This is a genomic window from Dermabacter hominis NBRC 106157, from assembly GCF_001570785.1.
Classification (GTDB): domain Bacteria; phylum Actinomycetota; class Actinomycetes; order Actinomycetales; family Dermabacteraceae; genus Dermabacter; species Dermabacter hominis.
The window spans coordinates 204,512-230,269 of record NZ_BCSI01000002.1; the positions used below are offsets into that span (position 1 = coordinate 204,512).

The window sequence follows — 25,758 nt, forward strand, 5'->3', positions numbered from 1 at the left end:
GAAAGAACACGTCATTAACGTTTCGCGCGGTGGGCGTATTCCCCGGTACGCACATCCCTACGCGGTGGGGATGACGGTGAGTCCGAGGTCGGCGGGGACGTAACTGAGGGCGACCTCGAGGAACAGTAGCGCGAGGATGCCCGTAAGGGCGATCGGCGCGATGGCAACGGCGAGGGACTGTCGCGGATCGGACGCCCCGATCACGCGCGAGAGCAGGAAGAACACGAAGAGTGCAGCGGTGCACAGGACCGCCCCCGCGAGTGTCGACATCGCGATGATCGACGGGGGGTAGTGGAGAGCCCACCCGAGGAACCCGGAGGTGAGTGCACCGAGCGCGATCGCGCCGCTGACACGCGCCGCGGCGGGAAGCGGAAGCGCGAGGAACAGGGTACCGAGCGCGAGTCCCATCGTCATCGCGAGGAGGAATCCGACGGTTGCGGGCCCGTTCGTCGAGGCGAGGGACCAGCATTTCAGCCAGATGACGGTGAGGGTCGTGATGAGGGCGCCGCTTGCCGTTCCCGAAATGGACAACGTGAGGCGTGAGCGCTCGCGGCGAAGCATTTCGTGGGCGAAACTCAGAAAGAGTGAAACGGCAATGACGATGACGAGCTTCGATGCGAGGCCCGTCGTGCCGAAGATGAGTGCGAGGGTGAGCGAGCCCAGGCCCGCGAGGGCCATGATGATCGCGCTGCCGGTTCGACTCGGAAGTTCGAGCAGGCGCGGCCAACTCACGCACATGAGCACAACGAAAAGAGCGAGGATGCCGGCGAGGGTCTCGCCGCTGTAGACGGGAAGGGCCATGGCGGCGGCGAGTGCGAGTGCACACGCGCCCGTGAGGGGTGCTCGCTCACTCGGTGTCATGCTTCAACCAATCATTTCTATGGATTACGCCTCATGGAAGTCTACGGTCCCGCGTGCGCCAAACGCACATAGGAGGGGCGTACTACACTTGGGGAGGCCCTGAGCTGTCGTTTCGAGGAGAGTTAATCCCGTGGCACGCGAACAATCCCCGATCCTCGCGGCAGGAGCGCTCGTTTGGCGTGAAAAACGCGGTAAGCTGCAGGTTCTTCTCGTGCATCGGCCGAAGTACGCAGACTGGTCGATTCCGAAGGGGAAGCTTGAGGCGGGCGAATCCTTCGTCGCGGCGGCGATTCGCGAAGTGGAGGAGGAGACCGGGTACCGGATCCGACTTGACCGCCCCCTTCCGACGGTCGACTACCGCACGAATGGCCGACCGAAAACGGTGCGGTACTGGGTAGCGCGGGTTCGTGCCCAGGCGGGGCCGGGCCCTAAGAATCCCAAGGAGATCGACAAGGTCGAGTGGATCGAGGCATCAAAAGCTCTGGGAATTCTGACGCGCAAATCCGATCGAGACCTCCTCACCCGCCTTCTTGATTTCGCGAAGGAGGGTGAGCTCGATACGACGCCGGTGATCGTCCAGCGTCACGCCGCCGCGCAGTCGCGTGCGAAGTGGCGCAAGGGGGATGAGAGAACGAGACCGCTCAGGCGCAAGGGCCGCAAGCAGGCGGCGGCGCTGCCCCCACTACTTGCCGCGTACGCCCCGAAAACCGTCGTGACCTCGCCTTGGCGTCGTTGCCTCGAAACGATCGAGCCGTTTGCGCACGAGGGCGGGATTGACATCGTTGAGAAACCCGAGCTCACCGAACACGCGCATGAGAAGCGGCCGGCGCGTGCTGCCGCGGTCATGGAGCGAGCGATTGCCGAAGCGGCACGCACCGTCGTCTGTACTCACAGGCCCGTGCTGCCGACCATTATTGCGGCTGCGAAGCACGCGTGTACGAAGGAGGCTCGGGGGAAGCTCCCTCGCGAGAACCCGTACCTCGCGCCGGGGGAGATGCTTGTATTGCACACGAGTGAACGCGGTCGCATCGTTGATGTGGAAAGGCACCTTCCCAACATCGGTTAGAACCCATCACAGCGGTGATGTGCCCCACGTTGAGCGGGCGCAATTGGTGGCACAGGATGCCTCTGAGCAGGAAAAAGTCTGTTATACGAGACTCCCGGCCGGAAATTCTCGCATGAGTTCACCGGTTGTTCACCTGGGAATACTCGCGGCGTCACTTGGGGCTTCTACCTTCGTTGTGTCCACTTACGACCCGTATCCCTGGCTTCAGTAGCCTCGAAAGGACACTCGTGAACCTCAAGAAGAAGTTCGTTTCCGCAACCGCCCTCGGCCTCGCAGGCGCCTTCGCTCTCGCAGCGTGCGGTGGCGACTCCTCCGACAAAGGCAAGAGCGAAGACACCAAGGGCTCGTCGAGCGCATCCGGTGACGTCTCGGGCACCCTCGCCGGTGCCGGCGCTTCCTCGATGGAAGACGCACAGGGCGCGTTCATCGGTGGCTTCATGGCTCAGAACTCGGGCGCCACGGTGACCTACGACGCTGTTGGCTCGGGTAAGGGTCGCGAGCAGTTCCTCGCTTCCGCCACCAACTTCGCCGGCTCGGATGCCTACCTCAAGGATGAAGAGGTTGCCAAGTCGAAGGATCGTTGCTTCGGCGGCGAGGCTTTCGACATCCCCGTCTACATCTCCCCGATCGCGGTTGTCTACAAGCTCGACGGCGTGAAGGATCTCCAGCTCTCGCCCGACACCCTCGCGAAGATCTTCGCTGGCGACATCAAGAAGTGGAACGACGAGGCCATCAAGGCTGACAACCCCAACGTTGAGCTTCCTGACCTCGACATCGTTCCGGTGCACCGCTCGGACAAGTCGGGCACCACCGAGAACTTCACCGAGTACCTCGCTGCTGCCGCTCCCAACTCGTGGAAGCACGGCGCTATCGAGACCTGGTTCGAGGATGGCGGCCAGTCGGGTGAGAAGACCTCGGGCCTCATCAACACCGTTCAGGGCGGCAACGGCACCATCGGTTACGCCGACGCCTCGAAAGCTGGCGACCTCGGCACCGCCAAGATCAAGGTCGGCGACGAGTACGTCGGCTACAGCGCTGATGCTGCTGCCAAGGCCGTTGAGGTTTCGCCCAAGGTTGAGGGCCGTAGCGAGAACGACATCGCTCTCGAACTTGCTCGCGACACCAAGGAAGCCGGCTCGTACCCGATCGTCCTCGTGTCCTACATGGTCATGTGCGACACCTACGAGAAGAAGGAAGATGCCGATCTCGTCAAGGCTTACGCTTCCTACGTGATCTCGGAGCAGGGCCAGAACGACGCTGCTCAGGCTGCCGGCTCGGCTCCCCTCTCGGCTAAGCTCCGCGAGGACGCCCAGAAGTCGATCGACGCCATCAAGGCTAAGTGATCCGCAGCTGACGCCTAAGGCGTAACGGTGCGCCGCCGAGCCCACCAGGGTCGGCGGCGCACCTGTCGTTCAGTCCATTCTTTCCATCCCCTACCGTCAGGAGCGTGCGCGTGAGCACAGCGGCTGCCGAAAACAGCACACCCGCCAAGGGCGCCCCCGAACCTCCGGGCAACGAGAAGAAAGCGAGCTTCAAGAGCTCGGGTGCGCGTCCAGGCGACGCAATTTTCTCGTCGTTGAGTGTCGGGTCCGGCCTCATCATTTTTGCCGTGCTCGCGGCAATCTTCATCTTCCTTCTTATTCAGTCGCTACCGGCGATTGAGAACTGGAATGCGATCCCCACCAACTCGGGCAAGCAGAACCTCCTTGAGTTCGTCGGTCCACTTGTCTTCGGCACGGTGCTCGCCTCACTTCTGGCGCTGATTATTGCCGCTCCGATCGCTATCGGGATTGCGCTCTTCATCTCCCACTACGCGCCACGCAAGCTCGCGATGCCGATCGGATACGTGATCGATCTCCTTGCCGCGGTGCCGTCGGTTGTCTTCGGTTTGTGGGGTGGCGTGTGGCTCGTGCCGCTCATGCAGCCGCTTTACACGTTCCTCAATACCAGCCCGCTCACGAGCTGGATCCCGTTCTTCCAGGGCAACCCGCACGCCCCCATGCGTAACGTCATGACCGCCTCGATCGTCCTCGCCGTCATGATCCTCCCGATCATCACCGCCGTGAGCCGCGAGGTCTTCCTCCAGACCCCAGGTCTCCAGGAAGAGGCCGCGGTTGGACTCGGCGCCACCAAGTGGGAAATGGTTCGCATGGTCGTCCTTCCCTTCGGTCGCAACGGTGTTGTTTCGGCGTGCATGCTCGGCCTCGGCCGCGCGCTCGGTGAAACCATGGCTGTGCTCATGGTGCTCAGCCCCGGCTACACCTATTCGCTCCACCTCCTTGAGGTCGGTAGGCACATGACGATTGCCTCGTTCATCGCCTCGCAGAACGCCGAATCCACCGGCATTGACATGGCGAAGCTCATTTTCGCGGGTCTCGTCCTGTTCCTCATCACGTTCATCATCAACGCGCTCGCCCGCTGGATCGTGGCCGCTAGCGCACGTAAGAAGTAGGGGGATCAGAAATGAGTGAAGCAACCGCAACCCTCAATGCCTCCAACCCCGGCCCGAAGGGCAGGGGGAACTCGAGCTTCCTGAACGCTGGCGAGCGCCGCTTGCCCTGGTGGCACATGGTACTCACGGGCGTCGCCGCCCTCGTACTCGTCTCGATCCTCCTGCTCGTCACAAATTCCTTCACCCTTCCGGCCGTCATCGTCCTGGGCTTTCTCGCCCACCTCGTGATTGGCTACATCTACTCGCGAGTGCGCGAAGGTGAGCGATGGGCGAAGGACCGCCTCATGACGCTCATCCTCATTGGCGCCTTTGCCACTGCGATGATTCCGCTTGTATCCCTCCTCTTCGAGGTGCTCTCGAAAGGCGGGCCGCGCCTGCTCACGCCGGGCTTCCTCACGGGAGACATGCAAGGCTTCAACGGCGGCGCTGACGGCGGTGGCATTCTCCACGCCATCGTCGGAACGCTCATCATTACTCTCGGGGCTTCGATCATCTCGATCCCCATCGGTCTTCTGACCGCCATCTTCCTCGTGGAGTACGCCCAGACCGGGTGGCGGAAGACCCTCGGTAAAGGCATCACCTTCCTCGTCGACGTTATGACGGGTGTCCCGTCGATCGTCGCGGGTCTGTTCACGCTCGCGCTTTTCACGACGCTCACGGGCGAGGCCGGTCTGCGTATGGGTGCCATGGGCTCCGTTGCCCTGTCGGTTCTCATGATCCCGACCGTCGTTCGATCGAGCGAAGAAATGATTCGCCTCGTCCCCCTCGAACTGCGCGAAGCCGCCTACGCCCTCGGCGTGCCGAAGTGGCTCACGATCGTTCGCGTTGTGCTCCGTACCGCGATTGCCGGTCTCGCCACTGGCGTCACCCTCGCTATCGCTCGTGTCATCGGCGAAACCGCGCCGCTCATGTTCACGATCGGCGTGGTCCAGATGCTGAACCCCAACCCGTTCAAGGACCGCATGATGGCGCTGCCCACCTACATCAACCAGCAGTACGGCTTCGGCCATGCTGTGTGTGGCAAGTCCGGCGAGAAGGTTCTCAACTACTTCACGCGTGAAGAATTCGCGTGTAATCCCGATATCAACTATCAGAGGGCGTGGGCCGCTGCGCTTACGCTCATCATTATCGTGATGGTGCTGAATATCTTCGCCCGCCTCGTTTCCCATTACTTCTCGCCGAAGACCGGCCGCTAAGCCCTCACAGGCTGATCTTTGAAAGGATCCCAGATGTCACAGAGCATTGACGTGAAGAACCTCAACGTCTACTACGGCGACTTCCTTGCCGTCGAGGACGTCAACGTCAAGATTGATTCCCGTAGCGTCACCGCCCTCATCGGCCCCTCCGGCTGCGGTAAGTCCACCTTCCTGCGCACCCTCAACCGCATGCACGAGGTCATCCCCGGCGCATACGCCGAGGGCGAGGTCAACATCGGCGGCGAAAACATTTACGGCCCCGGCATCGACCCCGTGAACGTTCGTCGCCGCGTCGGCATGGTCTTCCAGAAGGCGAACCCGTTCCCGACGATGTCGATCGCCGAGAACGTTCTCGCGGGCGCCAAGCTCAACAACAAGCGCCTCTCGAAGAGCGAGGCCGATCAGCTCGTCGAAGAGTCACTTCGCGGCGCGAACCTTTGGGAAGAGGTCAAGAACCGCCTCAACAAGCCCGGCGGCGGCCTCTCCGGTGGCCAGCAGCAGCGCCTGTGCATTGCCCGCACGATCGCCGTGAAACCGGACATCGTTCTCATGGACGAGCCGTGCTCGGCGCTCGACCCGATCTCGACTCTCGCGGTCGAGGACCTCATTCATCAGCTCAAATCTGAGTACACGATCGTCATCGTGACTCACAACATGCAGCAGGCCTCGCGTGTGTCCGACAAGACCGGCTTCTTCAACATCGCCGGCACGGGTACCCCGGGCAAGCTCATCGAGTTCGATGAAACGACCAAGATCTTCAACAACCCAGCGATGGAAGAGACCGAGCGTTACATCTCCGGTAAGTTCGGCTGATCGGCACGCCCCGCAGGGGGCACCATTCGCAACGAAAGGCGCGGTGACGGGGCAACCCCGGGCCGCGCCTTTCGCATGCCACGGCGCAGAGCGCCGCAAGTATGAGGGCTGATCCGTCTGGGGGTGGAATCGACGCGGCACATCAGCGCGAAACATCCTCCCAGCGACAGGGATGAATGGTCCCGGGGGTCGATGTGTGAGCGCCCGCCTCCGCGAGAGCGTAGAGGCATGACAACACCACGCAATATTCAGTCTTCCTCTACTGTCCAGCCAGCCGTCGGAACCGTCCCCGGCGCTCGCCCGATCGTCCTTTCTGCGCGCAACCTCGCGCTTGCCTATGACGCGCATACTCACGCCCTGAGAGGCGTGGATCTTGATATCTACTCTGGTCAAAGTCTCGCCATTATGGGGCCGTCGGGCTGCGGCAAGTCGACGCTGCTGCACTGCCTCGCAGGCATCCTCGCGCCGACGGGCGGCCGGGTTCTTTACGGCGAGCGCGATCTACGAGACATGCGCGATGCTGCGCGAACGAAGCTGCGCCGCACCGATTTCGGTTTCGTGTTCCAGGATGGCCAGCTGCTCCCTGAACTGAGTGCCCTCGAGAACGTGATGCTCCCGCGGATGCTTGCGGGCGTCTCGCGGCGGAAGGCAAAGACAATGGCGAAGCATTGGCTCGCCGCGCTTGGGCTTTCGGGGCTCGAGGAACGCCGGCCCGGTCAGCTCTCGGGCGGCCAGGCGCAACGCGTCGCTATCGCCCGTGCCCTTGCGGGGGAGCCGTCGGTTGTGTACGCCGATGAACCCACCGGGGCGCTCGATCAGCAGACGGGCCAAGAGGTTCTCCACCTGCTCCTTCGGGCGACCGCAGATGCCGGGAGCGCGCTCGTGATGGTGACGCACGACCAGAGTGTTGCGGCTGCGTGTGCGCGCACGATCGTGATGCGCGACGGTCAGATCGAACGGGAGGTTGCTCGATGAGCGCCCTGCTCATGCTTGTGCGGGGGAGGCGATCTCTCGCGAATGCCCTCCCGGTGATCGCGTTTGCGGCGGCGACGGCGATCGTCTGTACGGTGCTTGCGGGCACGGGCGCTTTCTACGGGCGACTGGGTCCGAGCGGTTTTGAGATGACGGAGGCGTCGGCCTCGCCCGAAGCGCAGGTCATGCCACTGCTGGTGATCTGTGCGGTCTTCGCGTGCGTGCTTCTCGTCCCGAACGCGATCGCTCTCGGTGGAGCGGCGGCTCGATTGTCCCTCGCACGCCGCGAAAAAGACTTGGCGGCGGTTCGGCTCGTTGGGGGCACGCGCGCGCAGGTGGCGGGGGTCGCGGTGTCCGACGTCGCCTGGCAATCAGTCGTGGGCGCGGTGATCGGCGTAGCCTGTCACATTGCGCTCGCGTGGCCGCTTTCGCATCTCGATTTCGGGATCCGGAAATTTACGGCTGCGGAGCTCATCTTGCCGTGGTGGGCTCTCGTTCTTACCCCTTGTGCTCTTGCACTGTTTGCCTCGGTCTCCGCGTCGATCACCCTCACGGGGGTTGCCTTGAGTCCCCTCGGAATTGCCCGAGGTGCGCACAAGGTGCGCATGTCGGTCATGCGCCTTCTCGTGTGGGTGCTGAGCATCATTGTGTTCTTCGCGGTGGCGCAATTCCTTCCCCGTATCCAGGGCGTGTCCATCGGCGCTGTGATTGTGGCGGTGGTGCTGACCGTGGGAATAATGGTCTTCTCCGTGAATCTCGCTGGTCCGTTTATCGTGTGGGTCATCGCGCGCATAGTTGCGTCCCTCGCGCCGACACCGAGTCTCCTCGTGGGGGCGCGGCGCCTGTGCGCCGATCCGCGCGCGGGCTGGAGGGCGGTCTCGGGCGTGACGATCGCGCTTGTCGTTTCCGGCTTTGCTTCGATTGTGACGTCGCTGCCGAGCGTGGATGAATCCTCGCGCCTCATGAACCAGGCGCTCTCGACGGGCGCTGTGCTGACGGTGGGGATCGCGACGGTGCTCGCGGCCGTGAGTACCGGTGTCACCCACACCGCGCGCGTGATCGATCAGGCGTCGAGGTACCGTTCGCAGCACGTGGCGGGCGCGAGCATCCGCCAGCTGCACCGTGCACGAATTGCGGAGATCGCGATTCCCGTCGGGATCTCCCTCACGGTCTCCGTGTTCATGGCGGCCCTCGTTCTTGTCACGCTCGCGGGTTCGACAGCTTCGGATCCTCGTGTTGCGGTGGTCTTCGTCGTGAGCGTCGTGGCCGCACTCGGGCTCGTGTCGGCGTCGGCCCTCGTGAGCTCCCCGCTCGTGGCGCGGGCTGCTCGCGCCCGCGTGCGCGCAGCTGGCTGAACCCTGCTGTGGGCGAACATGAGCACCGGCGCCTCGGAACTTCCCGGAGTGCCGGTGCTTGTGGCCAACACGGAGCGAATCCCTCTAGGCTGAACGCATGGATTTCGAAACCGTTGACCCGCTGAGTGTCCCCGAGGGCGCCCTCCTTTTCGACATACGTGAGCAGGATGAGTGGGACGCGGGGCACGCGCCAAGCGCTCGCCATCTCCCCGCGAGCAGCCTCGCCGCACATCTCGATGAGCTCTTTGTGGAGGATGACGAGGGCCGCGAGCGGGACATTTACCTCGTGTGCCGCTCGGGTGGGCGCTCCTCGCAGGTCGCTCAGTGGCTCGCCATGCAGGGAATCGAAGCGATCAACGTTGGTGGCGGTATGGGCGCGTGGCTCATGCAGGGTCTCCCCGTTGTCACCGATGAAGGGAAACCCGGGCGCGTGCTTTAGCCCCGAGTGTTCCGGGCAGGCTTCCTCGAGGCGAACGTGACACAGTGGGGTTATGACGAATTCGAAGCCTCGCATCCTGATCACGGGCGCGACCCGCGGCATCGGCCGTGCGACCGCCTTTGCGCTCAAAGACTTCGCCCACCTCGTGCTCGTGGGCCGCGACGAAAAGGCGCTTGAAGCGCTCGTCGCTGAGCTACCGTCGGCTGAGTATGTCCTTGCGGACCTTTCCGACTCGCAGAAGATTATCGACGGCATGCGCGAGGCCCGCGAGAGCGGCGCCCTCGGAACAGGCAGCGGCGGGCTTGACGGCGCCGTGCTGAGCGCGGGCGTTCTTGCCGGCGACACGGTCGAGAACACCAAGCCGGGCGACTGGGAGTTCGCTCTCCACATGAACGTGACAGCGCAGGCCGTTCTCACCGCCCAGATCCTCCCGGAGCTTCGCGAGGCGCGCGGCACGATCGTGTTCGTGAACTCTGGCTCGGGTTTCACGTCGAAGCCCGGCAACGCCGTGTACTCCGCGACCAAGTTTGCCCTTCGCGCCCTCTCCGACGCGCTGCGCGAGGAAGAACGCGAGCGGGGCGTGCGCGTCGTATCGCTCCACCCGGGGCGCGTCGCGACAGACATGCAACGCGAATTGCGCGCCTACGAGGGCGGTGAGTACAACGAGAGCGACTACATGAAGCCTGAAACGATCGGCGGGGCCGTGCGCTACGCGCTCACGGCCCCGCCCGAGGCAAACATTGACGTGCTCTCGATTCGCCCGCGCTAGGAATTACGGGTCTAAAGTCTCTCGATAGTGCGGATAGAATAATTGCGGTTATTCCCCATTCCCGCTGCGTGAGGTTCCCGTTGAAAAAGACCGTTCTCTCTATTCTTGCCGTCTGCTCACTCGTGAGCCTCACTGGCTGCGGTGCGGTGGTTTCCACCGCCCATTCTGACCAGCCTTCTTCACAGTCGTCAGCCTCTGAAGCGGCAACTGCCGCCGAGACGACGCCGGCTGCCACAGCTGCCGCAGCGCAGGCAACCGAAACATCAGAGCCAGCACCAACGTCTACGCCCAAAACGATTGCCCCTGCTCCAGCGTCGACGGCCGAGGCTGCGCCAGTTGAAGCAGAGAAGCCGACCGAGCCTGCTGTTGAGGAGGAACCAGCTGATCCCTATGCCCTCGAAATTGGTAAAGAAGTCCAGGTAGGCGCCTACTCTGTCACCGTGACGAAACTGAAAATCGTCAACGACTGGGAAGGCAACAAGGTCCTCAAAGTGACTTACGACTGGAAGAACAACAGCGGCGAGGCCACTTATCCTTCCTTGTCGGTGCTATTCAGGGGCTTTCAAGACGGGGTGGAGACTGACTGGTCGTATACAAGCGACCATATCGATCCGTCGAACTCCGTGAAGGAAGCGAAGCCCGGCGCTTCGATCACAGGCGTCGAGGGAGGAATCGGGATTGCCGATATGTCCAAGCCTCTTGTTATTGAGCTCGAAGACAGTTTTTCCTTCGACAATCAGACATACACGATGACGATCGACGACCTGAACGCACTCTAAATCCACGCGAGACAGCGAATGGTGGCCGCGAGCATTGCGCATCACGGCCACCTTTTCTTCGCGTCGAGTCGTCGAGCCGTTTAGTGGCTCATCTCGAAGTCATCCACGCTGAGTGTCGCGCGCCCCGCCTCGAGGCGGGCGACGGGCACGCGGAACGGTGAGCACGAGACGTAGTCGAGCCCGAGCCAGTTGAAGAAGTGAATCGAGCTCGGGTCTCCACCGTGCTCGCCGCACACGCCGACGTGAAGGTCCGGGTTGACGGCGCGGCCGCGTTCGGTGCCGATGCGTACGAGTTCACCGACGCCGAATTGGTCGATCGACTCGAACGGGCTCGTGAGGAGGATGCCGTGCTCCTTGTAGGTGAAGAAGAAGCCGGCCTCGACGTCGTCGCGCGAGAAGCCCCACGTGGTTTGCGTGAGATCGTTCGTGCCGAAACTGAAGAATTCGGCTTCTTCGGCGATCTCGTCGGCACGAAGGGCAGCGCGCGGCAACTCGATCATCGAACCGATCACGGTCGTGAGCTTGAGGCCGGTTTCCTGCGTGACCGCGTCGCGAACGGCGAAAATTTCCTTCTTGATTTCTCGCAGCTCACGCACGGAGCTTACGAGGGGAATCATGATCTCGACCTGCGGATTCAGTCCTTCGGCGCGGGCCTGTGCCTCGGCCTCGAGGATCGCGCGAGTCTGCATGCCGAAGAGGCCGGGGATGGAAAGCCCGAGCCGCACACCGCGAAGGCCGAGCATCGGGTTCTGTTCGTGCAGCCGCTTCACGGCTTCGAGAACCTTGATCTCATGTTCGTTGTGCTCGCCGCGTTCTTCGGCCTTCGCGATCCGCACCGAGAGTTCGGTGAGGTCGGGGAGGAACTCGTGCAGCGGCGGATCGAGGAGGCGCACGGTCATGGGCAGGCCGTCCATCTCGCGGATCATCTCGAGGAAGTCTCCGCGCTGGAGCGGTAGGAGCGCGGCGAGGGCTTCCTCGCGTTCCTCGGGGCTTGCGGCGAGGATGAGGTTCTCGACAAGCGTGCGGCGGTCGCCGAGGAACATGTGCTCGGTGCGCGTAAGCCCGATGCCCTGGGCCCCCATGCGGCGCGCTCGCGCGGCGTCCTCGGGGGTGTCGGCGTTGGCACGGACGAGTAGAGCGCGTTCGCGATCGGCGATGCGCATGAGCCGGTCAACGCTTGTGACGAGATCTGCCTCTGCGTCGTCGAGCCCTTCGAGGCTCGTGGCATCACCGTCGTCGAGGCTTGCACCCGACTCGAAATAGGCGGCGACGGCACTCGGCTGCACGGGGACCTCTCCGAGGAATACTTCACCGCTTGTGCCATCAATCGACACGAGATCCCCGTCGCGCAGCACTACTTCACCATCGACGCGTACTTCGCGGGCGGCCTCATCGACCGTGAACGCCTCGACACCGCACACGCACGTGCGGCCGAGGCCGCGGGCGACGACGGCCGCGTGGGAGGTCTTGCCGCCGCGCGCCGTGAGCACGCCTTCGGCGGTGATCATGCCCGCGAGATCATCGGGGTTGGTTTCGCGGCGCACGAGGATCGACCGCGTGCCCTCTTTAGCGCGCGCGAGCACGTCCGCGGTGGTAAAGGCGACGTGACCGGTAGCGGCCCCCGGGGAGGCATTCATGCCGCGTGCGAGGAGTACGCGCTCGGCATGAGGGTCGAAGGCGGGGAACATGAGGCGCGAGAGCTGGTCGCCGGTCACGCGCATGAGCGCCTCGTTTTCGGTGATCGCTCCCTCGTCGAGGAGGGCGGTGGCGATGCGGAACGCGGCAGCGGCGGTGCGCTTACCCACGCGGGTTTGAAGCATCCAGAGCCTGCCCGATTCGATCGTGAACTCGATATCGCACAGGTCGCGATAGTGCCGCTCGAGCTTTTCCATGATGCCCACGAGCTCGCGATAGTTCTCGGGAAGCAGGCTCTCCATATCGGGAAGGCTCAGCGTGTTCCGAATGCCCGCAACGACGTCTTCGCCCTGAGCGTTGAGGAGGAAGTCGCCATACACGCCGCGTGCGCCCGTCGCGGGGTCGCGCGTGAAGGCGACACCGGTCGCACTCTGGTCATCGAGGTTCCCGAAAACCATCGAACACACGTTGACGGCGGTGCCGAGGTCGTGGGGGATGCGCTCGGTGTTGCGGTATACGATCGCGCGCGGCGAATTCCACGAGTCGAACACCGCGTGGATACTCATGGTGAGCTGCGTGAACGGGTCCTGCGGGAAGGGCGCGCCGGATTCTCGTTCGATGATCTCTTTGAAACTCTCGACGACCCGCTCGAGGTCGCCTTCCGAGAGCTCGACATCGCTCGCGGCTCCCGCGGCCGACTTAGCGTCGTCGAGAACCGCCTCGAACAGTTCGGCATCGATATCGAGCACGGTGCGGCCAAACATTTGGAGGAGCCTGCGGTAGGAATCGAGCGCGAACCGCCGCGAATGCGAGAGCGCCGCGAGACCCTCGAGCGTCTCGTCGTTGAGGCCGACGTTCAGAACCGTCTCCATCATGCCGGGCATCGAGACCTTCGCGCCCGAGCGCACGCTCACGAGCAGGGGGTTCTTTGGATCGCCGAAGATGCGCCCAAGGGTCGCTTCGACGGCTCCGAGTTCGCGTTTGACCTGGTCGGCAAGCACGCTCGGTTCATGGCCGTAGCGCATGTAGTACCGGCAGGCGTCGGTCGTGATCGTAAAGCCTGGTGGCACGGGGAGCCCAAGCTGGGTCATTTCGGCGAGATTCGCGCCTTTACCACCGAGCAGGTCGACCTGCTCGCGCGAACCGGCGCTGAAAGGGTACACGTACTGTTCACTCATAGCTGACCGTCCTCAAACACATCGTTGTGGGGCTGGGGTGGCACCATTGTGCGCCCGGGTGAGCCAGAGCGCGAGGACTTTAGTGGTCGCGGAATCCGGTGGGCCGGAATTTTGGGTCCGACGGTGACCGGCAACCGTCGGACCCTTTACATCAGGCGCTTGACGGCCGTAAGCACCTCTGTGAGTTTGGCGTCGATGACGTCGGGGGAGCCGTCGGCGGCCGCATCACGCACGCAGTGGCGCACGTGGTCCTCGACGAGCTCGAGCGAAACCGACTCAAGGGCGCGCTTGACGGCGCTGACTTGCGTGAGGACGTCGATGCAGTACGTGTCGCCCTCGAGCATGCGCTGGAGCCCCCGCACCTGCCCCTCGATGCGCCTTAGGCGGCGCACGTAGGCATCCTTGTCGGCGTGATAGCCGGGCGTGGTCCCGTGCGGGGCCGAGCAGCAGTCGTTCATGGGCAGATCAGCCCTCGAGGTAGTCGACAAGCGAGGAGGCGAGCCCAACGTAGGTCGCGGGGGTAAGGGCGAGCAGTCGCTCGCGCTCCTTTTCGGGCAGGCCGAGCGACGTGATGAACTCTCGCATCGCGTCGCCGTCGACGCGCTTGCCGCGCGTGAGTTCCTTGAGGCGTTCATACGGTGAATCCATACCCTCGACACCCTGAATGCCGAGGGTGCGCATGACGGATTGGACGGCTTCCCCGAGGACCTCCCAGTTGGCGTCGAGATCGCGTGCCATCTGCTCGGCGTCGGTATTGAGGCCGGCGAGCCCGCGCTTGAGGTTGGAGATCGCCAGGAGCGAGTGCCCGAAGGCGGGCGCGATGTTGCGCTGCGTTGTCGAATCGGTGAGGTCGCGCTGAAGGCGCGAGGTCACGAGGGTCTGGGCGAGGACGTCGAAGAGCGCTCCCGAGATCTCGAGATTGGCTTCGGCGTTCTCGAAACGGATCGGGTTCACCTTGTGCGGCATGGTGGAGCTTCCCGTGCCGCCCTGGGCGCTCAGGCGCTGGCGGAAGTAGCCGAGCGAGATGTAGGTCCACATGTCGGTCGCGAGGTTGTGCAGGATGCGGCCTGCCCGCGCGACATCCGAGTAGATCTCTGCTTGCCAGTCGTGGCTCTCGATTTGGGTCGTGAGCGGGTTCCACGTGAGGCCGAGGTGCTCCACGAAGCTCTTCGCGATCGCGGGCCAGTCGGTGTCGGGTACGGAGATGGCGTGGGCGGCCCACGTGCCCGTTGCACCGTTGATCTTCCCGAGGATCTCATCGCCCCTCAGGCGCGCGATCTGGCGCTCGAGGCGGTAGGCAAACACGGCGAGTTCCTTGCCGAGGGTCGTGGGGGTCGCCGCCTGGCCGTGGGTGCGGCTCAGCATGGGGATGTCGGCGCATTCGCGTGCAAGTTGTGCGATGTCGGCCGTCAGGTCCGTGAGCGCGGGCAGCCACACGTCGTGCAGGGCGCCTTTGACCATGAGGGCGTAGGAGAGGTTGTTGATGTCCTCGCTCGTGCAGTAAATGTGCACGATTTCGGCGAGGGGCTCGAGGCTCGTGCCCGCGAGGCGGCGTTTGATGTAGTACTCGACGGCTTTGACGTCGTGCACGGTTTCGCGTTCGATCTCGGCGTGCTCGGCGATGCCCTCGGCGCCGAAGTCCTCGGGAATTCGTCGAAGGAGCGCGCGCTCGTCGTCCGTGAGCGCGCGAAGGCCGGGAACCGCACCCTGGTCGAGGAGGTGGATCATCCATTCGGTCTCAACGACGATGCGGGTCCGGTTGAGGGCTGCTTCGCTGAGGTGGTCCACGAGCGGGGCGACCTGGGCGCGGTAGCGTCCATCGAGTGGGGTGAGCGGGAGGGCGGGGTCAATGTCACTAAGGCGCATGCTGCCATTTTGGCACGGACCGCGCGTGAGTGCCCCCGGCACGTACGATTCGTGCATGGCCGAAAACAATCATGTGCGCGCAACCCTCGAGTCAATCCCCTCGTACGTTCCGGGCAAACCGGCGCCGGCGGATGCCTTTAAGGTGAGCTCAAACGAATCGCCTTTCGCGCCTCTCGCGCAGATCCGCGAGGCGCTCGAGAGGGAGCTCGCCGGTCTCAACCGCTACCCCGACATGTCCGCGACCCGGCTTCGCGAGGCCCTCGCTGCCCTCCACGGTGTCGCGCCGGCCCAGATCCACGTCTCAACGGGTGCCTCGGCCGTCCTCGGCGACCTCGTGCGAGCGCTCGCCGACCAGGGGGATGAGGTGGTCTTCCCGTGGCGTAGCTTCGAGGCGTACCCGATCCTCGTCCAATCTCATGGCGCGAAAGCCGTCCCGGTCCCTCTTAACGCGCGCTACGAGCACGATCTTGAGGCGATGGCCTCGTACGTCACCTCGCGCACGCGCCTGATCCTGTTGTGCTCGCCGAATAATCCGACGGGAACGGTGCTCGGAGCTGCCGAGCTCGAGGCGTTTCTCGAGTCTGTACCCGATACCGTCACGGTCGCGCTCGATGAGGCCTACATCGAGTTCGCGGATCCTGACGTGCGCGCGGACTCGGCGAGCCTTTTCGAGCGCTTCGCAAACCTCGTGCGCGTGCGCACATTTTCGAAGGTTCACGGCATCGCGGGACTCAGGCTCGGCTACGCGATCGTCCACCCGCGGCTCGCGGATGCGCTGAATAAGGTCGCGATTCCGTTCGGCGCCTCGAGCCTTGCGCAGGTAGCGGCGTGTGCGGCACTCGAGGAGCCCGCGCGCAGCGAACTCGAGCGGCGAGTCTCGTGGATCCGTGCGGAACGCGCCCGGGTCGAGAGTGCGCTCGCGGGCCTCGATCATGGATGCGCGCACGTGCCCTCGCACGGCAACTTCGTGTACCTCCCGCTTGGACAGCGCACGGGCGAGTTCGTGGAGTTTGCGCTTGAGCGCGGCCTCGTGGTGCGTGGCTATGGGTCCGACGGTTGCCGGATCACAATTGCGGAGGAAGCCGCAAACTCGCGCCTGATCGATGTCGTGAAGGAGTGGGGGGACCAGAAAAGCTGAAACCTACGCCACCGTAGGTTAGGCTTGGAGGGTGAGTGTTTTCCAGACCGCGATCCCGAATCCAGCCTCAAGCGAGCCGACGCTCCAGCTTCTTTCGCCTGATGGCACGCGCACGCCACACGACGAGCTCGATGCCGCGCTCGCGCACCTCGACTTCGACGACCTGCGCGGTTTTTACCGTGACATGGTGATCGTTCGCGCCGCCGATCACGAGGCAACCTCCCTCCAGCGCCAGGGGCAGCTCGGCCTGTGGGCAAGCGCCGTGGGCCAGGAGGCCGCGCAAATCGGTGCCGGGCACGCGGCCCGTGCGCACGACTACCTCGTCCCGACCTATCGCGAACACGGCGTCGCGTGGGCGCGCGGGATCGAGCCGTGGAAGCTTCTCGAGGTGTGGCGCGGAATCAACCATTGCGGCTGGGATCCGCGCGAGCTCATGACCCACCCGTACATGATTGTGCTCGGCGCGCAAGCACCCCAGGCCGTCGGGTACGCCATGGGTATTACACGTGACGGCGCATGCGGCACGGGCGACCCGGAGGTCGACACCGCGGTTCTCGCGCTCTTCGGCGATGGCGCGAGCTCCGAGGGCGAGGTGTCCGAGGCTTTCACGTGGGCCGCGAGCTTCGAGGCGCCGATCGTGTTTCTCACGCAAAACAACCAGTGGGCGATCTCAACCGCAACGAGCGTACAAACGCGCGTACCGCTCGCGCAGCGCAGCCGCGGCTGGGGCATTCCCTCGGTTCGCGTGGACGGCAACGACGTGCTCGCGAGCTACGCCGTAAGCCGCCTTGCGCTCGATGCCGCGCGTGGAGGGCAGGGGCCACACTTCATCGAAGCTCTCACCTACCGTATGAACGCGCACACGACGAGCGATGAGCCGCGCATCTACCGCGGCGAAGACGAGGAGAAGCAGTGGGCTGCGCTCGATCCGATCGCGCGGTTCGAGGCGTACTTGCGGCGCGAGGACCAGCTCGACGACGCGTTCGTATCGCGCTGCGAAGAAGAGGGCCACGATCTGTCGATGAGCCTTCATCACCACATCCACGCGCTCGAGGATCCGGATCCGATCCAGATTTTCGATCACGTGTACGTTGATGAGCATCCTCTCGTGGCAGAAGAGCGCGCCGAGTACATTCGCTATATCGAACAGTTCGAAGAGGAGGGCGAGGGCAAGTGAGCGTCGAAAAGCTTCCGATCGCCCGCGCGATCAACCTGGGGATCCGCGACGCGATGCGTGCGGACGACAAGGTCATGCTCATGGGCGAGGACGTTGCTCGCCTCGGCGGCGTGTTCCGCGTGACGCAGGGGCTGCTCGACGAGTTCGGTGCACTGCGCGTCGTCGACACTCCGCTCGGCGAGGCCGGCATTGTGGGCTCGGCCGTGGGTCTTGCCTATCGCGGCTACCGGCCAATCTGCGAGATTCAGTTCGACGGCTTCGTGTTCCCCGCCTACAACCAGATCACGACTCAGCTCGCGAAGACTCACTACCGCACCGAGGGGCGCGTGCGCATGCCCGTCGTTGTCCGCATTCCCTACGGAGGCGGCATCGGCGCGGTTGAACACCATTCGGAGAGCCCCGAGGCACTCTTCGCTCACACCGCTGGCCTGCGAATCCTTACTCCGTCGAACGCGAATGACGCCTACTGGCTGACGCGCCAGGCGATCGAATCCGACGATCCCGTCATCATGTTCGAGCCCAAGCGCCGCTACTGGGTCAAGGGCGAGGTCGACACCGACAACCGCCCCGCCCTCAAGCACTACGAGGCGAATGTCGTGCGCGAGGGTGCGGATCTTACGCTCGTGTCGTGGGGTCCGACGGTTCCCGTGGCTCTCGAGGCTGCCCAGGCGGCAGAAGAGGACGATCTGTCACTCGAAGTGATCGACCTGCGAAGCCTCAACCCGATCGATTTCGACTGCATTCAGGGCTCCGTGGCGAAGACAGGCCGGCTCGTCATCGTTCACGAGGCGCCCGTGTTTGGCGGCCTCGGCGGCGAAATCGCGGCGCGCACGACCGAACGCTGCTTCTATAGCCTGGAGGCGCCAGTGATGCGCGTGGGCGGTTACCACACGCCGTACCCGCCGGCACGCATGGAGCACGCTTACCTCCCCGACCTCGAGCGCGTGCTCGACGCCGTTGACCGTTGCCTCGATTACTGATTCACCGAGCACTGATTCACCCCGAAAGGTTCCCTCATGAGCAGCATCACCCAGATTTGCCTCACCGACCCCGGCGAGGGCCTCACCGAGGCTGAGATCATCGAGATCAAGGTCAAGGAGGGAGACCGGGTCGAGATCAACGACCCGGTCGTGACGGTCGAAACGGCCAAGAGCGCCGTCGAGCTTCCCTCGCACGTCGCAGGCATCGTCGCCAAGGTGCACGTGAAGGAGGGCGACGAGCTCAACGTGGGTGAGCCCATGTTTGATATTGAGACCGATCCGGAGGCTGGGCAGGCGTCGGAACCCGACGCTCCCGAAGAGGCCGACGCTTCCGAAAAGCCCGAGGAGATCGAGCCGAAAACCCTGGTGGGCTACGGCGCGCGCGAGACGCCCACACCGCGTCGCAAGAAGCGCGCGATCGCGCAGAGCGGTGCGGAACCGCAGGTCCCGATCGATCGCATCCTCGCGAAGCCGCCCGTGCGTAAGCTCGCGAAGGATCTTGGCGTTGCCCTCCACGACGTGCTCGCGACTGGGCGAGGCGGAGTTGTGACTCGCCAGGACGTGATCGCGGCGTCCCAGCGCTCGCTCGACGGCGCCCCCGAGCAGGCGGGCAGCTACTTCCCGAGCGAGGAGAAGCAGGCGCCCGACAACCTCGCCGGCCACATGAAGACCCCGAAGAGCCAGCCGTTCCCCGGCGTCACGAGCGACGAGGAGACGACGCGCGTCCCGATCCGCAGCGTGCGTAAGCGCACCGCGGAGGCGATGGTGAGCTCGGCGTTCACGGCCCCCCACGTCACGGTGTTCAACGAGGTCGATATGACCGAGACCCTCGAGCTTCTCGACACGCTCAAGAAGAGCCGCGAGTGGAAAGACGTCAAGATCTCCCCGCTCGTCGTGCTGGCAAAGGCGCTGCTCGTGGCGATCCGCCGCAATCCCGAGGTGAACGCGTCGTGGGACGAGGACAACCAAGAGATTGTCTATAAGCACTTCGTCAACCTCGGTATCGCCGCGGCAACCCCGCGCGGCCTCATCGTGCCGAACATCAAGGATGCGCACCTGCTCACGCTGCGCGAGCTAGCGGTGAGCATCAACGACCTTGCCCAGACGGCACGCGCGGGCCAGACGCCGCTCTCGGCAACCCGCAACGGCACGATTACGATCACGAACTTCGGCGTGTTTGGCATCGATTCTGGCACCCCGATTCTCAATCCCGGCGAATCCGTCATCCTCGGTTTCGGTGCGATCAAAGACAAGCCGTGGGTTGTCGATGGCGAAATCGTCCCGCGCAAGGTGTGTTCGCTTGCCTTGAGCTTTGACCATCGTCTGATCGATGGTGCGCTTGGCTCCGAGCTTCTTCGCGACGTTTCTGCGGTTCTCGAAAACCCGAGCCTCGGGCTTGTGTGGGGCTGACGTACGCTAGAGCGGTGATGGACGACCAAGAAAGGCGCGAAAGCCTCCGCCGCGAAGACCCGCTCCTGCGCACGGCCGAGTTTTCGGCCGTCACGAGCACTGAGACGACCGCGCTTCGCACCGTGCGCGTGCCGCCCAAAGCTCTTCCTTTTCGCAGGGGATTGTGGTGGGTGGCACTCGGCGGCGCCATCGGCGCGGTTATGCGCTACGCCCTCTCCGTCATCCTCCCCACGACGACGACGCTCACGCTCGTTGATCTCCCGTGGGGAACACTCGCCGCCAACATTCTCGGGTGCCTGATCCTCGGGGCGCTCACCGGGTACTGGGATGAGAACCCTCCGAAATACGCGCAGCTCCAGCTCGTGCTCGGCACGGGCTTTTGCGGTGGGTTCACGACGATGAGTACGTTCACGGGGGAGATTGCCGCGATCATTGGCGCGGGTTTTCCCCTCGAGGCCTTCAAGTACGTGACCGCGAGCGTCCTCGTGTGTGTGCTTGCGGTCGTGGGTGGGCTGCTCGCCGGCGCTCGCGTGGGCGCGATGAGTGCACGCGAGCAGATCGAGAGGGCTGAGGAATCATGATGACAGCGTTGATTGTCGCGTTCGGTGCCGCCGTCGGCGCCGTCGCACGGTACGGCCTCACGTTCATCCCGGCGCTCACGCGCCCCTCGGGTCCCGATCGGGAACCCTCGCCTATTCCGTGGCCGACGTTCGTCGCGAACGTTGTCGCCTCCTTTCTCCTCGCGATTGTGTTGCGCCAGCTCGGCGGCAGCAGCGACTTCGTGTCCGCGAGCTTCGCGGCGCTCTTCGGCACGGGCTTTTGTGGGGCGCTCTCGACCATGTCGACCTTCATGCTCGAAGTCGTGAAGCTCGTGCGGTCGCGTGCGACGGTGACCGCTCTTGGCTACTACGCGCTCAGCCTCGGGTCGGCACTCGCGGCGTTCTGGCTCGGCATCGTGGTGACCGCGTGAGTCGTGCGCACTCGCGCGCGGTGCTTGCCGCGCTCCTGATCGCGCTCGTCGCCCTCGCGGGCGGCGCAGCCGTGGCGCTGGCCGGTGCCCGCTACGCGGCGGGAGACGCAGAAATCCTCCTCGTCAACGCTGGCCGCGCGACCGAGGCCCTGCTTCCCGTAAGTGCAGCTCTTGCCGCGGCCGCGGGTGCGCTCACGCTCGGTGGGTCGATTCTTGCGGGGTGGCTGCTCGATGCTTCGCCGGACAGCGGGGCGTGGTCGGCTCACGCACGAGCGCGCGCCATGACGATCGCGTTCACGAGCGCTATCGTGTGGACGCTCCTGCTCGTTGTGCAGTTCATTCTCGCGTACTCGCTCTCGTCTGGACAGCCGCTTTTCTCCGCACATTTCGGCTCCGACATCGGCGTGTTTGCCGCGAGCGACCTCGGGGTCTGGAGCATGACCGCGATCGTCGCCGCGGCCCTCGCAAGCGCGGTTGGGGTCTCGGGGACAAGCGCGCGCACGGCGCGCGCGACGACGCTCACGGCCCTCGGGGCGATCGTCGCCAAGGGGATGACGGGGCACGCGGCGGGAAGCGTGAGCCACGAGAGCGCGACGAGCTCCATGTTCTTCCACCTTTTGGCGTTCTCGGCCTGGGTGGGGCCGCTACTCGTGCTCCAGTTTCTCCCCGCTCTTGAGCCGGGAGGCGAACCAGCGATGCGCCGCACGATCGGGCGTTTCTCCTCGCTCGCCCTCGTCGCGTGGATCGCCCTCGCGGTCTCTGGGCTCCTCGCGATCCTCGCGCGCCTGAGCGCCATCAGTGAACTCTTCACTCATCCATACGGCCAGCTGGGCCTCGCCAAGGCGCTGTTGCTCCTCGCGCTCGGTGCGTGCGGTTATGCTCAGCGCCGCCTCCTCGCCCGGCGCACCACGCTGGGCCGCTCCGGCTTTCGCGAACTGGCGCTCTTTGAAATTCTCCTCATGGGTGCGGCGATTGGGTTGGCCGCGGCGATGTCGAGCGCGCCACCACCCGCACAAAACATTCCGCCGCCCGCCACCCCCGCGGGGATCCTCACGACCTATGCGCTCCCGCCCGATCCGCGCAGCCTTGCCGCGCTTGGGCAGATAAGGCCCGATATTTTCGCGATTGGTGCCTCGATCCTCGCGCTCACGTGGCTTCTCATGCGCGGCATCGCTCGGGGCGTAAGCGTGGCTGATCGCCGCTGGTTCATCCTTGCGCTCGTGCTTTACCCGCTTCTCGCCTCGAGCGCGCTTGCGGTCTATTCCCGCGTGCTTTTCAGTGCGCACCTCGCGCTAGCGCTTGCGCTTGCGATACTGCCCGGAAGCGCCCTTGGAATAGGGGTGGGCGATGCCGCGCTCGCGAAGATTCGGGGTGTGCTCAGCAAGCGTCGGGCCCTCGCGTTTGCCCTTTCGCTGGTGCCAGCGCTCACCCTCGCGTGCGCCTATCTCATCCCGGCGCTCATGCGGCGGCTTCTCGAATCCCACCCGGCGAACCTCGGGCTTGATCTCGCGATGATCGCGTGCGGCGCCCTGCTCGTCGTACTTGTACGCGCAGGGCAGAAGTGGGCATTCGGGACCGGACTCGCGGGGACTGTCCTTGTTCTCTCCGCCGTGGCACTCACGCCGTACGCGATTGCGCCAAGCTGGTTTGGCGCAACCGGCCGCACGTGGCTCGCCGATACGCTCCGTGACCAGCATTGCGGCGCGAGCGTCGCCGGAGCCATCATCGTGCTCTACGGCGCAGCGGTATTCGCCGCTTCAGCCCTTACTTCTCGAAAATCGCGCGCGCGGTCGACAGGCGCGCCAGCAGACGTTCGCGGTCGGTGAGCGGGAGACGAATCGGCTGATCCTCGGGCAGCGAGTCGAGCGCGTTCTGCTCGGCCCACGGCGAAAGCTCCGCGATGCGGGTCGAACGCGTGGCGGTGCGCACGCGCGAGGCGACCCCTGAAAATGCGCCGCGAAGCCCCTTCTCGCTCGAGCGGGGAGCGGTGCGGCGCACGTCGGCGTCGGCGCGAGACTTGAGCTTTTCAAAGCGTGCGAGAGCGGGCGAGGCCGCGCCGGTCTCGATTTCCTCGAGGAATTCCTTCGTGGCATATGCCGCGATGTCCGCCTGTTGCGTGAGGATCGGCGTGACGCCGCCGAGCACGCGCACCTGGCCAAGGACGGCGAGGTCGCGGCGCGAACGCGGGAAGGCGCCAAGGAAAAGGTCGCTCGTGTATTCGGGATCGAGGTAATCGACGCCAGGTTCGTAACCGGTCGCGAACACGATCAGCTCGAAGCGGTCAAACGGCAGGTGAGCCGAGTCCTGAAGGATTTCGATACGGCGGTCGTTGACGAGCGTGAGGAACGAATCCGACACGATCGGTTCGTCCTCCATGACCGAGACCTCGGGCTTGGGTAGCCCCACGTTCTCCGGGCGGCCGATCGCGCGCTCAATGAGCTTCTCGGCGACCGTGTCATTAAAGGCTCGACCGAGGAAGGTCGGCTCGAGACGAGCAAGGGAATCGCCCGCGAACGGACCCCATGTGCGCGGAACGACCCAGTGCGCTTCGGTGGGGTGAAGGGCCACGCGACGGTTCGCCTTCGCGAGCTCGACGGCGATATCGGCCGCTTCCTGGCCGCCACCGATTACGAGCACGTCCTTTTCGGCGGTGTCGTCGCCGCCCAGGAAGTTCTTCGAGTGGATCGTGCGAACGCCAGACTCGCGAGCCTCGTGCCACAGCGGCGGCAGGAAGGGGCGCTGCGAGATCCCGTGTGCCGCGATGATGGCCGTGTACGGGCGTACTTCGCCGGAGGAGAAATCTACTTCCCACTCGCCCTCGCCGAACGAGCGGATGCTGCGCACCGCTTTGTTGGGTTCAAACCGTTCCGTGAGGCCGTGATGGGAGGCGTAGGCGCGAAGGTAGGTCGCGTATTCGTCGGTCGAGGGGAACGAGGGGAAGCTGACGGGCATGCGAAGATCCTCGAACTGCGTATGCGACTTCGAGGTGGCAAGCTTCATGTTCGGCCAGGTCGGGGCGTCCTCGTTAGCGATGTTCCACACGCCACCCACGTGGTTTTGCGCATCCACAAGGTCGAAATCCACCCCGAGGGAGGAGAGGGCGGCAGCGGCCGCGAGACCCGAGGGGCCGGCTCCGATCACGAGAACGGATCCGCGTGTGAGTGCAGTCATGGCGGGGGTTTGCCTTCCAAGGACGACGCAAGATTAACGTTCCACATGTTAGGGCGCTCGTGTGCAAAAAAGCTGTGATGGGAACGGTCTCCTTTCAGGGCCGCTGCGTATGGTGGGGGCACTATGAGCGACTATCAAGAGCCTCTCTCGCCCGGTCTCGCACCCTTCCGTGAAACCTTCGGCACCTTCACCCCCGAAGCGATTGTTTTTGACTGCGATGGTGTTCTCCTCAACACGCAAAGCCTGTGGGAAGAAACCCAGGTCGAATACCTCGAGGCCCGGTCCCTCGCGATGGAAGACGCGCGCCGCCGTTGGCTGGTGGGCCGCGACGTGATCGACGTCGTCGTCGCGATCGCGGAGCTTACGGGGGAGAAACCCGAAGACGTTGGCGAAAGCCTCAAGCGGAGCTACTTTGCAAAGCTTGCCGAGGACATCCCCGTGCTTCCGGGCGCAGCGGAACTGCTCAAGGCCGCGAGCTCGAGGATCCCCGTTGCCGTGGCATCTAACAGCAACCGCGCCCCGCTCCTGAGCGAACTTGCCGACGTCGGTCTCCTGCCGTACGTCGATCACGTCGTCTCCCTCGACGACGTTGCAAGCCCCAAACCCGCCCCCGACATCTACGTGCGCGCGTGCGAACTGCTCGGCGTCGCCCCCGAGCGAGCCCTCGCGATTGAGGATTCGGAAACGGGCGCGCAGGCCGCCGCAGCTGCCGGATGCCGGCTCATCGTCGCCCCTACGATTCCCGGGCAGCGACCCAAAGGCGAACTTGAGATCGCTGCGATCGGCGATCCGGGGCTGCGCGAATGGGTAGCGACGTGGCCCGACCGCCGAGGCGGCTATTCGCCCGTGTACAACGCGCTCGGTCTCGTGCGCCACGAGATTCCCGACGCGATCGTGACCGACTGCGACGGCCTCCTCCTCGACACCGAGGCGCTATGGACCGAGACGCAGCTCAAGGTCTTGTACGACGCGGGCGTGACGCCAACCGAAGAGGACCTCGGCGCGCTCATGGGCACGACCCTCGAACAGACCGCCGAAATTCTCGGCGACATGACGGACCAGGATCCGGCTCGCGTCGAGCAGATCGTTACCGACGACTTCCAGTCGCGACTCGGAGCCAATGTGCCGACCATGCCGGGCGCACGCGAATTCCTTGAACTTGCCGCGACCAAGGTGCCGATCGCGGTCGCCTCGAACTCGTGGCACGAGATTCTCGAGAAGAAACTCACGGCCGCTGGGCTCCTCGGGTATTTTGAGAGCCTTCAAAGCTCGAGTACCGTCGGAAACCCCAAGCCTGCCCCGGACATGTACGAGGCTGGCGCGAAAGCTCTCGGGTGCGAGCCCTCGCGGTGCCTCGCCTTCGAGGATTCCCCCCTTGGGGCGCGCGCGGCGAAAGCGGCGGGTATGACCCTCATCGGGATTCCCTCGACGGGGCAACCGATCGACGTGGCCGATTTAACGCTCTCCTCGCTGAGCGATCCCGACCTCCTCGCGTGGGTGAAGAGCTGGCCGAACCGAAAGCAGGACTGAC

The 25,758-nt window shown here is 64.5% G+C and carries 23 protein-coding genes; 18 read left to right on the forward strand and 5 right to left on the reverse strand.

The genetic code is table 11. The annotated features are described in order from the left end of the window. Positions 1-57: 57 nt before the first annotated feature. Complete coding sequence (locus DEHOM01_RS03645; RefSeq protein ID WP_061211551.1) at positions 58-861, reverse strand: hypothetical protein; 804 nt, start codon at positions 859-861, stop codon at positions 58-60. A 130-nt stretch (positions 862-991) separates the two neighbouring features. Between DEHOM01_RS03645 and DEHOM01_RS03650 the strand changes: the two genes are divergently transcribed. The 10 genes from DEHOM01_RS03650 to DEHOM01_RS09700 all read left to right on the forward strand — a co-directional run bounded on the left by DEHOM01_RS03650 (position 992) and on the right by DEHOM01_RS09700 (position 10,702). Continuing rightward, on the forward strand, positions 992-1,927 hold the full coding sequence (locus DEHOM01_RS03650) for an NUDIX hydrolase (protein ID WP_061211552.1): 936 nt from the start codon (positions 992-994) through the stop codon (positions 1,925-1,927). A 227-nt stretch (positions 1,928-2,154) separates the two neighbouring features. Next, positions 2,155-3,270 (forward strand): phosphate ABC transporter substrate-binding protein PstS, encoded by a 1,116-nt coding sequence (gene pstS / locus DEHOM01_RS03655; protein WP_061211553.1) that lies wholly within the window; start codon positions 2,155-2,157, stop codon positions 3,268-3,270. A 110-nt stretch (positions 3,271-3,380) separates the two neighbouring features. After that, the gene (gene pstC / locus DEHOM01_RS03660) at positions 3,381-4,379 is read left to right on the forward strand and encodes a phosphate ABC transporter permease subunit PstC (protein ID WP_061211554.1); all 999 of its coding nucleotides are present in this window, start codon (positions 3,381-3,383) and stop codon (positions 4,377-4,379) included. Between the two features lie 11 nt (positions 4,380-4,390). Then, positions 4,391-5,575 (forward strand): phosphate ABC transporter permease PstA, encoded by a 1,185-nt coding sequence (gene pstA / locus DEHOM01_RS03665; protein ID WP_061211555.1) that lies wholly within the window; start codon positions 4,391-4,393, stop codon positions 5,573-5,575. A gap of 33 nt (positions 5,576-5,608) precedes the next feature. Further along, on the forward strand, positions 5,609-6,388 hold the full coding sequence (gene pstB / locus DEHOM01_RS03670) for a phosphate ABC transporter ATP-binding protein PstB (RefSeq protein WP_016663254.1): 780 nt from the start codon (positions 5,609-5,611) through the stop codon (positions 6,386-6,388). A gap of 228 nt (positions 6,389-6,616) precedes the next feature. Continuing rightward, on the forward strand, positions 6,617-7,363 hold the full coding sequence (locus DEHOM01_RS03675) for an ABC transporter ATP-binding protein (protein ID WP_061211556.1): 747 nt from the start codon (positions 6,617-6,619) through the stop codon (positions 7,361-7,363). Further along, on the forward strand, positions 7,360-8,715 hold the full coding sequence (locus DEHOM01_RS03680; RefSeq protein ID WP_061211557.1) for an FtsX-like permease family protein: 1,356 nt from the start codon (positions 7,360-7,362) through the stop codon (positions 8,713-8,715). The genes DEHOM01_RS03675 and DEHOM01_RS03680 overlap by 4 nt, the downstream gene beginning before the upstream one ends. A 97-nt stretch (positions 8,716-8,812) precedes the next feature. Next, positions 8,813-9,154, forward strand: a complete 342-nt coding sequence (locus DEHOM01_RS03685) for a rhodanese-like domain-containing protein (protein ID WP_016663251.1) — start codon at positions 8,813-8,815, stop codon at positions 9,152-9,154. 52 nt (positions 9,155-9,206) lie between these two features. Next, positions 9,207-9,923, forward strand: coding sequence for an SDR family oxidoreductase (locus DEHOM01_RS03690; RefSeq protein ID WP_061211558.1), 717 nt, complete (start codon positions 9,207-9,209; stop codon positions 9,921-9,923). 80 nt (positions 9,924-10,003) lie between these two features. Next, the gene (locus tag DEHOM01_RS09700) at positions 10,004-10,702 is read left to right on the forward strand and encodes a DUF5067 domain-containing protein (RefSeq protein WP_156468297.1); all 699 of its coding nucleotides are present in this window, start codon (positions 10,004-10,006) and stop codon (positions 10,700-10,702) included. Between the two features lie 80 nt (positions 10,703-10,782). Here DEHOM01_RS09700 and ppdK read toward each other — a convergent pair whose 3' ends face one another. The 3 genes from ppdK to purB form a co-directional block, all read right to left on the reverse strand. Further along, positions 10,783-13,515: a pyruvate, phosphate dikinase gene (gene ppdK, locus DEHOM01_RS03700; protein WP_061211560.1), complete on the reverse strand. Its 2,733-nt coding sequence runs from the start codon at positions 13,513-13,515 to the stop codon at positions 10,783-10,785. Between the two features lie 146 nt (positions 13,516-13,661). Further along, positions 13,662-13,973 carry a metal-sensitive transcriptional regulator gene (locus DEHOM01_RS03705; protein ID WP_034370777.1) on the reverse strand — a complete coding sequence of 104 codons (312 nt, stop codon included), beginning with the start codon at positions 13,971-13,973 and terminating at the stop codon, positions 13,662-13,664. A 7-nt stretch (positions 13,974-13,980) separates the two neighbouring features. After that, positions 13,981-15,381: an adenylosuccinate lyase gene (purB, locus tag DEHOM01_RS03710; RefSeq protein ID WP_061211645.1), complete on the reverse strand. Its 1,401-nt coding sequence runs from the start codon at positions 15,379-15,381 to the stop codon at positions 13,981-13,983. Positions 15,382-15,436: 55 nt separating this feature from the next. Between purB and DEHOM01_RS03715 the strand changes: the two genes are divergently transcribed. The 7 genes from DEHOM01_RS03715 to DEHOM01_RS03745 are packed head-to-tail and all read left to right on the forward strand — an operon-like array spanning position 15,437 to position 22,882. Continuing rightward, positions 15,437-16,519, forward strand: coding sequence for a histidinol-phosphate transaminase (locus DEHOM01_RS03715; RefSeq protein ID WP_061211561.1), 1,083 nt, complete (start codon positions 15,437-15,439; stop codon positions 16,517-16,519). Between the two features lie 31 nt (positions 16,520-16,550). Beyond that, the gene (locus DEHOM01_RS03720) at positions 16,551-17,696 is read left to right on the forward strand and encodes a thiamine pyrophosphate-dependent enzyme (protein WP_061211562.1); all 1,146 of its coding nucleotides are present in this window, start codon (positions 16,551-16,553) and stop codon (positions 17,694-17,696) included. Then, positions 17,693-18,676, forward strand: a complete 984-nt coding sequence (locus DEHOM01_RS03725; protein WP_061211563.1) for an alpha-ketoacid dehydrogenase subunit beta — start codon at positions 17,693-17,695, stop codon at positions 18,674-18,676. Before DEHOM01_RS03720 ends, DEHOM01_RS03725 begins: the two co-directional genes overlap by 4 nt. Positions 18,677-18,712: 36 nt before the next feature. Continuing rightward, positions 18,713-20,086: a dihydrolipoamide acetyltransferase family protein gene (locus DEHOM01_RS03730; protein ID WP_061211564.1), complete on the forward strand. Its 1,374-nt coding sequence runs from the start codon at positions 18,713-18,715 to the stop codon at positions 20,084-20,086. Positions 20,087-20,103: 17 nt separating this feature from the next. Further along, positions 20,104-20,667 carry a fluoride efflux transporter CrcB gene (gene crcB, locus DEHOM01_RS03735; protein WP_061211565.1) on the forward strand — a complete coding sequence of 188 codons (564 nt, stop codon included), beginning with the start codon at positions 20,104-20,106 and terminating at the stop codon, positions 20,665-20,667. Continuing rightward, positions 20,664-21,056, forward strand: coding sequence for a fluoride efflux transporter FluC (locus DEHOM01_RS03740; protein WP_082738689.1), 393 nt, complete (start codon positions 20,664-20,666; stop codon positions 21,054-21,056). The genes crcB and DEHOM01_RS03740 overlap by 4 nt, the downstream gene beginning before the upstream one ends. Next, positions 21,053-22,882: a CopD family protein gene (locus DEHOM01_RS03745; RefSeq protein ID WP_061211567.1), complete on the forward strand. Its 1,830-nt coding sequence runs from the start codon at positions 21,053-21,055 to the stop codon at positions 22,880-22,882. The genes DEHOM01_RS03740 and DEHOM01_RS03745 overlap by 4 nt, the downstream gene beginning before the upstream one ends. Here DEHOM01_RS03745 and DEHOM01_RS03750 read toward each other — a convergent pair. Further along, entirely contained in the window at positions 22,821-24,227 is a 1,407-nt protein-coding gene (locus DEHOM01_RS03750; RefSeq protein ID WP_061211568.1) for an NAD(P)-binding domain-containing protein, read from the reverse strand. The two genes, DEHOM01_RS03745 and DEHOM01_RS03750, sit on opposite strands and share 62 nt — an antisense overlap. 123 nt (positions 24,228-24,350) lie before the next feature. On the opposite strand from DEHOM01_RS03750, the gene DEHOM01_RS03755 reads away from it, so the two are divergent. Beyond that, positions 24,351-25,757, forward strand: a complete 1,407-nt coding sequence (locus tag DEHOM01_RS03755; protein ID WP_061211569.1) for an HAD family hydrolase — start codon at positions 24,351-24,353, stop codon at positions 25,755-25,757. Position 25,758: the final 1 nt, after the last annotated feature.